Origin of the sequence: Dyella sp. (assembly GCF_035486915.1) — a bacterium.
Lineage (GTDB): Bacteria > Pseudomonadota > Gammaproteobacteria > Xanthomonadales > Rhodanobacteraceae > Dyella_B.
Genome location: NZ_DATHMR010000085.1, coordinates 1 through 10,806, shown reverse-complemented (window position 1 = coordinate 10,806; position 10,806 = coordinate 1). Strand labels below are relative to the sequence as shown.

8 protein-coding genes are annotated in these 10,806 nt (G+C 57.5%); all 8 read left to right on the top strand.

The features are described 5' to 3' along the window. A partial coding sequence (locus tag VK725_RS06835; RefSeq protein ID WP_325317309.1) for a M13 family metallopeptidase occupies window positions 1-1,989 on the top strand: 1,989 nt, incomplete at its 5' end. Between the two features lie 264 nt (window positions 1,990-2,253). Then, window positions 2,254-4,440 (top strand): TonB-dependent siderophore receptor, encoded by a 2,187-nt coding sequence (locus VK725_RS06830; protein ID WP_325317308.1) that lies wholly within the window; start codon window positions 2,254-2,256, stop codon window positions 4,438-4,440. Window positions 4,441-4,453: 13 nt separating this feature from the next. Continuing rightward, window positions 4,454-5,140, top strand: a complete 687-nt coding sequence (locus VK725_RS06825) for a Fe2+-dependent dioxygenase (RefSeq protein WP_325317307.1) — start codon at window positions 4,454-4,456, stop codon at window positions 5,138-5,140. Between the two features lie 284 nt (window positions 5,141-5,424). Then, a complete protein-coding gene (locus VK725_RS06820; protein WP_325317306.1) occupies window positions 5,425-6,009 on the top strand; it encodes a GspH/FimT family pseudopilin in 585 nt (194 codons plus the stop codon). Next, window positions 6,006-6,548: a type IV pilus modification protein PilV gene (pilV, locus tag VK725_RS06815; protein ID WP_325317305.1), complete on the top strand. Its 543-nt coding sequence runs from the start codon at window positions 6,006-6,008 to the stop codon at window positions 6,546-6,548. The genes VK725_RS06820 and pilV overlap by 4 nt, the downstream gene beginning before the upstream one ends. A gap of 10 nt (window positions 6,549-6,558) precedes the next feature. Continuing rightward, window positions 6,559-7,341 carry a PilW family protein gene (locus tag VK725_RS06810; RefSeq protein WP_325317304.1) on the top strand — a complete coding sequence of 261 codons (783 nt, stop codon included), beginning with the start codon at window positions 6,559-6,561 and terminating at the stop codon, window positions 7,339-7,341. A gap of 40 nt (window positions 7,342-7,381) precedes the next feature. Then, entirely contained in the window at window positions 7,382-7,993 is a 612-nt protein-coding gene (locus VK725_RS06805; RefSeq protein ID WP_325317303.1) for a pilus assembly PilX family protein, read from the top strand. Then, on the top strand, window positions 7,993-10,806 hold a 2,814-nt coding region (locus tag VK725_RS06800; protein WP_325317302.1), incomplete at its 3' end, for a PilC/PilY family type IV pilus protein. The genes VK725_RS06805 and VK725_RS06800, both read left to right, overlap by 1 nt.

The window sequence follows — 10,806 nt, the reverse complement described above, 5'->3', positions numbered from 1 at the left end:
GCCGCTGCCGCCAAGCCAACCAGCATTTTTGATGTGAACGAGCTGGACACCGGCATCAACGCCTGTCAGGACTTCAACAGCTTCGTCAACGCCAAATGGCTCGCGGCAAATCCGATTCCGAACGATCACACCAGCTGGGGCGCGTTCAATCAGCTCGCCGAGCAGAGCTTGAACACGCAGCATCAGATCGTCGACGACGCTGCCAAGAATGCCGCGCAGGCCAAGTCGGGTTCGATCGAACAGAAGATCGGCTGGCTGTATCAGGCGGGCATGGATCAGGACGCCGTCAACAAGGCTGGTTTCGATCCGCTGAAGCCGCAGCTCGATCAGATCGCTGCGCTGAAGACGCCGGCCGACATCGCCAAATACATCACCGACCGCGATGCACAGGGCGACATGCAAGTGTTCGACTTCACCGCCAGCGCCGACTTCAAGGACGCCAAGCTGCAGATCGGGTTCGCCAATCAGGGTGGCCTGGGTCTGCCGACGCGCGACTACTACACCGACCCCAAGCAAGCCGAGCTGCGCGATGCGTACAAGGCACACATCGCCAAGACGCTAGCGCTGACGGGTGTGTCCGACGCCGATGCGAAGAAGCAGGCTGATGAAGTGATGGCGTTTGAAACCGAACTCGCCAAGGCTTCGCTCTCGCCGACCGAACTGCGCGACCTGGACAACGAATATCACTTCGTGAGCGTGGCGCAGGCCGACAAGATTACCCCGCACTTCAGCTGGGACAAGTACTTCTCCGAACAGAACATCAATGTCGGCAAGGGCTTCTCGCTATCGCAGCCGAAGTTCTTTGCCGAGTTCGATAAGCTGCTGGCCAGCGCACCGATCGCGCAGTGGCAGGCTTACTTCCGCTTCCACGCGATCGACAGCGCCTCGCCGTTCCTCAGCACAGCCTTCCAGGACAATCGCTTCGACTTCTACGGCAAGACGCTCTCCGGCCAGCCGGAACAGCGGCCGCTGTGGAAACGCGTGCTTGGCGCCGTGAACGAGTCGATGGGTGAAGCGCTCGGTCAGCTGTACGTTGCCAAGGAGTTCACGCCCGAAGCCAAACAGCGTGCCGAAGAACTGGTCACCAATGTGCGCGAGGCGCTCAAGGAGCACATCCAGAATTCGGATTGGATGAGCGACACCACCAAGCAGAAAGCCATCGACAAGTGGAACAAATTCCTGCCCAAGATCGGCTATCCGGATCATTGGCGTAGCTGGGATGGCCTGGATATCAAGCAGGGTGACTACTACGGCGACGTGATGGCCGCCGCCAAGTTCAACCACGATTGGGATGTCGGCCACATCGGCAAGCAGACCGATCGCACCGAGTGGGGCATGACGCCGCAGACGGTCAACGCTTACTACGACCCGAGCACCAACACGATCAACTTCCCGGCCGCGATCCTGCAGCCGCCGTTCTTCTATGCCAACGGCGACGACGCGATCAACTACGGCGGTATCGGCGCGGTGATCGGTCATGAATCCAGCCACGGCTTCGACGATCAGGGCTCGCAGTTCGACGGCGACGGCAACAAGGCCGACTGGTGGACCGCGCAGGACAAGGCGCAGTTCAAGGCTCGCAGCGGCAAGCTGGTTGATCAGTTCAACGGCTACGCACCGCTCAAGGACAAACCGGATCTGCACGTCAACGGTCAGCTGACGCTGGGCGAAAACATCGCTGACCTCGGCGGCCTGAATGTCTCTTACGATGCGCTGCAAAACGCTCTGAAGAAGAATCCGACCGAAGCGAACGAGAAGATCGACGGTTACACGCAGGATCAGCGTTACTTCCTGAGCTGGGCGCGCGTGTGGCGTGAGAACATTCGTCCGAAGCAGGCGGAGCTTTACCTCAACATCGACCCGCACTCGCCGGCTGAATTCCGCGCAATCGGCGCTCCGTCGAACATGGCGGCCTTCGCCAACGCGTTCCAGTGCAAGCCGACCGATACGATGGTCCGTCCGAGCGACAAGCAGGTGAAGATCTGGTAAGTCGCTGACCTAACCGCGGAGCGATCGCCGCGGCTTGAAAGCAACAAGGCCCCGCACGCCAGTGCGGGGCCTTTTCTTTTGTGAGAAAGGCTTTCGCAAGAACTGCTTCACAAGTTCGTAACCGCATGCGATAATGACAACGATTCGCATTTACATCGAACACAGTGAAGTGGACCAGCAAGCGGGATGAGGGGGTGGTCATGCCCTCAGGCGAGCCAACCCACCGGTGTTCGGGCTCCTTCATCCTTTACCAAGTTGCTGACCATGCCCGCTAACTTCCGCCCGACGACTCTTCAGGCCGCCCTGCTCCTCGCGCTCGCCCTACCCGCCACGGCGCAGGCGCAGACAGCCTCCATCGACGCCAATACCACGCCACAAAACAGCACCCAGAACCCCAACAAGACCAAAACGCTGGAATCGGTGCATGTCACCGGCAGCGTGATTGGTAACGACTACGAAACCGATACGTCGACCGTCGGCGCCAAGGTACCTACCTCGTTGCGCGATATTCCGCAGACGATTGTCGTGGTCAATCGCGATCTGATGGACGCGCAAGGCGCGACATCGCTGTCGGACGCACTGCGCAATGTTCCCGGCATCACCATTGGTGGCGCCGAAGGCGGACAGATCGGTAACAACATCAACCTGCGCGGCTTCACGGCGCGTACGGACATCTATCTGGACGGTTTCCGCGATCCGGGCCAGTACTACCGCGACGTCTTCGATCTGTCGGCCATCGAGGTGCTCAAGGGACCGTCATCGATGTTGTTCGGCCGCGGCTCAACCGGTGGCGTGATCAATCAGGTGACGAAAGAGCCGGAGCTGAAGCCGTTCGGTCAGGTTACAGCAACCGTCGGCAGCGACGATCGGTACCGCACCACCGCTGACTTCAATCAGCCGCTCTCGGACACATCGGCCGTGCGTTTGAATGTGTACGGTCAGGATATGCATTCCACGCGCGACGTGCTGAAGAATCAGGATGCGGGTATCGCACCGTCGATTCGATTCGGTATCGGCACCCCGACGCAGATCACCTTGTCGGCTTTGATCCAGCGTAATCACGACACACCCGATTACGGTCTGCCGCCGATCAATGGCCGACCGGCGAATGTGAGCTACAAGAACTGGTACGGACTTACCGACGACCGCACCAATCAGAGCGTCAACGAATTCAATGCGCGTCTTGAACATGCATTCACGGACAACGTGAATCTACGCACGCAGCTGCAATACAGTGACTACACAACGAATGCGCGCGAAACGGCGGCCAACAGTGTCGTAACGGCTGGTGGCGTGACGCTCAACAAAACACTGGGCAATCCCACCGATTTGCCGCTGTCGGATCTATACGTGCAGCTAGCCAGTCACGATCGCATCATTCACGACAAGATTCTCGACAGCCAAACCGATCTCACCACGAAGTTCGACACCGGCTTCATTCAACACACGCTGGTTACGGGCGCCGAGTTTGCGCACGAGACATATAACAACCAGGGCTACACGCGAAACGGGCTGCCGTTGCTGTCGCTGGTGGATCCCGTGCAGGAATCTACGCCGTCAAATGTCACCACAACGGTCGGCAACTACGCGCAATCCACCGGCAATACCGCAGCCGTCTACGCGAACGACACGATGCGATTGAACGATCAATGGATTGCCGTGGCAGGTCTTCGCCGCGATGAATTCGATGCGCACATCACCAATACCGTATCGCTGCCCACCTATGCGCAGCAGACGGTCTATTTCACCAGCGTGCGCGGCGGCCTGATTTATCAGCCCAGCGAAAAGCAGTCTTACTATGTGTCGTACGGCACCTCGTTCGATCCATCGCTGGAACAGTTGACGTTGACGAACGGAACGCAGGATCTGGCGCCGGAAAAGAATTACTCCTACGAAATCGGCGGCAAGTGGAATCTGATCGACGACGTACTGGCGGTCAACGCCGCGCTGTACAACCTTGAGCAGACCAATGCACGTACCGAAACCTCATCGGGCGAATATGTACTGGATGGCAATATTCGCGTGCGTGGCGCCGAGCTGGGTGTTGTCGGTCATATCACGCCGCACTGGCAGATCTTCACCGGTTACAGCTACATGGACGGCAGGATCGTGAAAGCGATGGATGGCACGCAAGGCAATGTGCCCGCGAACACACCGCGCAATACGTTCACGACGTGGACCACCTACACCTTCGCGCAAAACTGGGAAGCCGGCGGGGGTCCGACGTACATGTCGCAACGTTATGCGGCCAACACCGACCTTGTCAGCGTGGGCGGTTACACGCGCTGGGACGGCACAGTGGCGTACCATCAGCCCAGTTACGATATTCGACTCAACGTGCTCAACCTGACCAACAAGCGCTATTTCGATGCGCTGATCCAGTCGGACGGTGGACGTTCTGTGCCGGGTATCGGTCGCACGGAAATGGTGACGTTCACCTATAAGTTCTGACGGAGGCCACTTCATGCTGGTGCACGTGCCCGCGCTGCTCGACAGCGAACAACTCACGCATTTCCGCAGGCAGCTCGATGCGGGAAACGCGCCGTGGGTCGATGGGCGCGTCACCGCCGGACATCAAGGTGTTCACGTCAAACAGAATCAGCAGATCGCCGAGGGGTCTTCCACGGCGATCGAGCTGGGTAACATCGTGCTCTCTGCGCTGGAAAGACATCCGTTATTCATCAGCGCGGCACTGCCCCATCGCGTCTATCCACCGATGTTCAACCGCTATCAGGGCGGCATGCATTTTGGCAGCCATGTAGATGGATCGGTGCGCTTGATGCCGGGCACGGGTGACAAAATCCGCACAGATCTCTCCGCCACGCTCTTCCTCGCAGCGCCGGATAGCTATGACGGCGGCGAACTCCTGATCGAAGACACCTACGGCACGCAAACCGTCAAGCTGCCTGCCGGTGACATGATTCTCTATCCGGCGAGCAGCCTGCACCAGGTCAACCCCGTCACCCGCGGCATGCGCATGGCCTGCTTCTTCTGGGTGCAAAGCATGATCCGCGACGACGGACAGCGCACCCTTCTGTTCGACCTGGACAACGCCATCCAGCGACTCACCGCTACCAACGCCGATGAAGGCGCTCGCGTACGACTGACTGGTTGCTACCACAACCTGTTGAGAATGTGGTCGGACGTTTGAGCGAGGGGTAGCTCAGCGGCAACCCAGTTGCCGAATGCCAATTTCTTGATGGCCATCAACATTCCGGCGACAAGCGGCCGTTTTCACCCGACAGGCGGCTATTCAATTCGGATTTCCCCTACAAGATAATGCTCCTATCTTCCGGCGCACTCCGCGCTGTCGGCCCCTTGCCGGGTCAACAAACGCGCGCTGACACACCGGAACGACGGTAGGGGAACAAAGGGGCGACCGGACGTCATCCGGTTGATGCAATCCAACTCGGCTACACGCCACATGGGGGAAGCATGAATACGATGCGCAGGCATCGCAAGGCGAGCGCCGGCTTTACGGTGATCGAGTTGCTCGTGGTGCTCATTATCATGGCTCTTCTCATAGCCTGGGCACTCCCCACCTATAAAAACTTGGTGAATGGAAGTCGGCTTACTGGCGAGATGAACGACCTCGCCACCGACGCAGAATTGGCTCGCTCAGCGGCCATCAAACAGGGTTTGGCCGTCACGCTCTGCGCATCGCCCGCTCCGGCGGCGAGTGCTCCCACATGTGCTGGTTCCGGTACCACGGAGTGGAACACCGGTTGGATTGCGTTTATCGATGTGGCCAACGATCACACCGTCGATCCCCAGGATACGGTGCTGAAAGTCCACAACGCGCTTCGCGTCGGCGACACGTTGGTTGGCCAACCTTATGTCACCTTTAACCGAATGGGTGGTGCCACGACGACCGCTCCGGTCAGTGCCGCCTCCACGGAAGTGATCACGATCAATGATTCAAACAACGATCTCGGCGAACGCCGCTGTCTGGTTGTGTCTCAAGCCGGAACAGGCACGATCGATTCTGTGCAGACGCAAAATGAAGGAAATTGCCCGTGAACAAGTCAGCCGCATATTTTCGCGGTTTCAGCCTCCTTGAGGTTCTAGTCGCGCTGGTGATCATTTCCATCGGCGTGCTCGGTATCGCAGCGATGCAGGCGTCGGCGTTGTCCAACACGCACAGCTCGCAGCTTGAATCCACAGTTGCCATCCAGGCACGCAGTTTGGCCGACAGCATGGTAGCCAATCCAAGCTATTGGGATGCAGGCAAGTTCCCCCCGACCTTTACCGTCGCTGCACCCGCAGCCGGAAGTACCTCACCGACGATCACAAACTTTCCCGCCATGTCTGACGATTGTTCTCAAAACGATTCGTGCGATGAGACGGCAATGGCTGCCTACGATGTTTATCAGTGGGGTAAGTCCCTCAACCCTGGTGTCACGGCAACGGTCGTATGCAAGGTGGGTGCGCCTTCAATCTGCAGCATCCAGATGAACTGGACGCAGAAAGCTCCCATTGCCATCAACGTCGGCTCGCAGCCGGCTGCTCCTGCCACCAGCGGGGTACCGATGGTGTACACGCTGGTTAATCAGATCTGAGGCCATGGGCATGACTCGTATCTCTAAGCAACTCGGGTTCGGTCTGATATCGCTGCTAGTTGCGCTGACTATTGGCGCATTTTTGCTGGCCGGGCTATTCGATCTATGGCTGCAGACGCGCAAGACCTTCACCGTGCAAAGTGCGCTTTCGCAGGTGCAGGACAACCAGCGCATGGCAATCACCCTGATGTCCAACACCATTCAGACGGGCGGCTATTACCCGTTGTATCAAAACTACCTCACTCCCGCACCTTCGCCGCTTTTCGCGGAGGGCACATCTTTCCCGGCGACTTCCGCAAGCTCGGCCGCGCCGTTCGTTACGGACCAATACCTATCGGGCGGATCAAACGCTCAAGGTGACACCATCTCAGTGCGATTCGTTGCCGACACGAAAAAGAACACGAATACGCTGGATTGCCAAGGGCAAGCCGGAACAAACGGCACGACTTACACCAATACGTATTCGGTAGATGCCAGCGGCGATCTCCAGTGCGATAACGGCGATGGGAGCGGTCCCCTGACGATCATTGCCGGAACCACCGTGGGCGGCAATGTGGTGTCAGGCGTTCACAACATGGTTGTGCTGTACGGCGTTGACAGCACTTCCGCGAATAAATCTGCCAATCGATACATGACGGCTAGTCAGGTAAGCAGCGCCAACCTTTGGACCAACGTCAAGTCCGTCTGGGTCACATTGAATTTTATCAATCCAATGTTCGGGCAACCGGGACAGACAACCAACCCCTATCTACCGATCAGCAGGGTTATAGCCGTCAACCAGGCGGCACCCTGATGATGCCTCTTACCGATTCGTTTTCGCGAGCGACGCACTCATGAATACCGCAAAAACATATCGTTTTCGCAAAGAACGTGGATTCGTGCTCATTGCCAGCATGTTCATGCTGATCATTCTGACCTTGCTGGCAGTCGGCATGTACCACAGCTTCACGTTGCAGGAGAACATGACGTCCAACATCAAGGAAAAAGGCCGCGCGTTCCAGATTGCGCAAAGCACGCTGCAGTATGGGGAATACCAGCTCGCCACAAACCTTGCTCAGCTTCCTGTAAGTCCCTGCACAGCGGCGCCCACACCGATTACGCAAGTGACGATTTGCACGACGACGGCCTACAACATTCAAAGCCCAACGGCTGGAAATCCTGAAATGTCGCTTACCAATGCAACGCAGTACCAGAGCGTTGCAGCGCCGTTCGATACATCGTTTACGACGTCTCAAACGGGCGGAAGCGCCACGAGCAACGATAATCTCGGCGTTTACTACGACTACCCGCAGCTCTATATCCAATATCTGGGCCTGTCGCCCGATGGACAGAGCAACCTGTATCAAGTAACGGCCCTGGCCTACGGCGCCAACGCTAATTCCGTCGCGGCCGTACAAAGCACCTATGCGCTGACCGCCGGCGTCAAAAACCTTGGAGGACTGTGATGAAGGCGACTCGATTACTCGTAGCCGCGGCGGCATTCGTCTGTTGCATGGGCGGCCTATCGCAAATTCACGCCCAAACAGCAAACGTCGTTTCCGACAACTTTACCGGCACGGAAACCACCAACAAGTGGATTTTCAAGGGCAACGCTTGTCTTACTGCCGGCGACAATACCGCCAATAATCCTTCCTGCCCCAACATCACCGACACGGCCCCCAACGGCGCGTTGCGCCTGACCGATGCAAAAAACAACGAAGCCGGCGCGATCATTATCGATCCTAGCAAAGCGTTTTCTTCGCAAGACGGCATCCAGGTGACGTTTACGACCTACACCTACGGCGGCGACTCGGGTGGCACCGGCAAAGACGGCGCTGACGGTATCGGCTTCTATCTTATCGATGCCAGTTATGCCCCCAGTCTTGGCGCGTTCGGCGGCAGCCTTGGTTACAGTTGCTCAAACTCCAACAGCCCTCATGACGGCATGGCTGGCGGTTACATCGGCTTGGGCATGGACGAATTTGGCAACTTTCTCAACTCGGGTGACAACACCGTTACTGGTGTTCTGAAGGGTGTAAGCGGCGCTAATGCTGCCACGAGCAACAGCGGCGCGGCGTCTGGCAGCGGTACGCAATACCAGCCTGGCCGCATTGGTCTTCGCGGCGCCGGGAACATCAACCTTACTTCGCTTCAGCAACAAGTATGGGCCGCCGGCGGAACCTACACGCCGACGGAAACCGATGTCTATACTGCCTGCAGCACAGGTACCTGGTCCTTCAATGCTCCGGTGTATAAATTCCAGAGCAATAGCTTCGGCACGGGCACATACCGGGGCAACGTTTATGTGGTGTCCGGCACATCGGGCGGAACGAATACCTACGCTGTCTACAGCGGTCAAAGCATGTCGGGTTTGACGCTTTACGGTCAGACTACCAACAGCAGTAACGCGACCGTCTACGAACCACTAAAGGTGGCAAAGAGCGGAGGCAACCCCGAAACGCAATCGGTTACGCCGAATCCGCCATTAAACGACTACGCAGTGATTAATGGTGGCAACCTCGTTCTTCCAACGAACCAAACGCTCCCTGGGGGCGGAAAGTGTTGCCAGATTGCCAAAGAAAGTGCGACGACGCGAAGTAATGCGATACCTATTTCTTACAAGCTGCAAATTACCAATGCAGGCTCCTTAAGCCTTTGGTACAGCTATAACGGCGGCACCTACAACACGGTGTTGGCCAACCAGAGCATTTCCGCTTCCAATGGCACGATGCCAGCGAGCTTTCTCTTCGGCTTCGGCGGTTCTACCGGCGGCGACAACAACGTCCACGAAATCACCTGCTTCCTGGCGACGCCAGCAAACTTGTCGGCAAGCTCGGCGGGTGTCAACGTGCAGCAGACCGGTGAATATCAGACCGGCACACAGGTATTTCTCGCGTATTACCACACCAATAACTGGTGGGGCGAACTTACCGCGCAAAACATCACGATCGATTCGTCTGGCAACGCCACTATTTCATCGCTCGCCAATTGGGATGCGTCCTGCGTCTTAACCGGCGGCGGCCTCTGCACGGCGACTAATACAAGTATCGCTAAGGGGCAATACGACTCCACCGGCCGTACGTTGATTACGTATAGCAATGGCCCCAACAATGTGAACCCCACTCCGTCCGGCATTCCATTCACCTGGGGACGATTGACGACCGCCGAACAAGGTTGGCTCAACGGCGATGGTCATGGTTCGGATCGCGTCGACTTCCTGAGCGGTAAGCGCACTAACGAAATCCCCAGCCAGAACGCGACGTCGAGCCAGATCTTCCGCGTTCGCACCAGCGTGCTCGGCGACATCATCAATTCCAGCCCGACCTGGGTCGGCCCACCTTCATCGCCCTACACGAATACCTGGAAGGATAATCTCAATCCCTCCACCCCCATGCCAGAAAGTGCCTCCGGTGTGCAGAGCTACGCAACATTTACGTCCAACGAGGCATCGCGTATCAACGTGGTCTATCAAGGCGCAAACGATGGCTTCATGCATGCGTTCGAAGCCGGTTACTACAACGCAAGCGGCACCATTGTCGGCACGACAATCAACGGTGTATTCACGGGCACTCTGAATGACGGCAAGGAGTTGTTCGCATACATGCCCGAGGCCGTGCTGTCCACCATTTACAATCAAAATCAGTCGCAGCTGGATTACTCATCGCCCAACTACTCGCACAACTACTTTGTAGATGCCACGCCAGGAACCGGCGACCTGTTTTACAGCGGCAAATGGCATACATGGCTTGCTGGTGGTCTAGGCGCGGGCGGCAATGCCATCTATGTGCTGGACATTACCGATCTAGGTAATACGTCCTTTAGTGTCACGCCAGGCGTTGGCAATGTGATTGGTGAGTGGAGCACTGCCATATCCACGACCACTAACAACGGCGTGACGACGTCCACCGCAACCTCGACGCTTTCGTGCAACGGAAACGCAAACTGCGGACAAAGCCTCGGCCAGACTTACGGAACACCGCAGATCCGCCGGCTACACAACGGCGAATGGGGCATCATCTTCGGCAATGGCCTCAATAGCCTGACCGGCGATGCGGGCATCTACGTGATGACCATCACCGGCGCTGGCGCGATCGATCAGGTTTACTACTTGAGTACGGGCGTAGGCAGTGCCACCAATGCGCAAGGTCCCAACGGTATCGCCTATGTGACGCCCGCCGATCTGGACGGTGACCACATTACCGATTATGTGTATGCGGGCGACATGTACGGCAACGTATGGCGCTTCGATCTGACCAGCAGCACTGCCACCAATTGGGCC

Coding starts and splice junctions, on each gene's coding strand:
- VK725_RS06820 (WP_325317306.1), top strand. CDS start 5,425: ATGAATACGATGCGCAGGCATCGCAAGGCGAGCGCCGGCTTTACGGTG.
- VK725_RS06830 (WP_325317308.1), top strand. CDS start 2,254: ATGCCCGCTAACTTCCGCCCGACGACTCTTCAGGCCGCCCTGCTCCTC.
- VK725_RS06825 (WP_325317307.1), top strand. CDS start 4,454: ATGCTGGTGCACGTGCCCGCGCTGCTCGACAGCGAACAACTCACGCAT.
- VK725_RS06810 (WP_325317304.1), top strand. CDS start 6,559: ATGACTCGTATCTCTAAGCAACTCGGGTTCGGTCTGATATCGCTGCTA.
- VK725_RS06805 (WP_325317303.1), top strand. CDS start 7,382: ATGAATACCGCAAAAACATATCGTTTTCGCAAAGAACGTGGATTCGTG.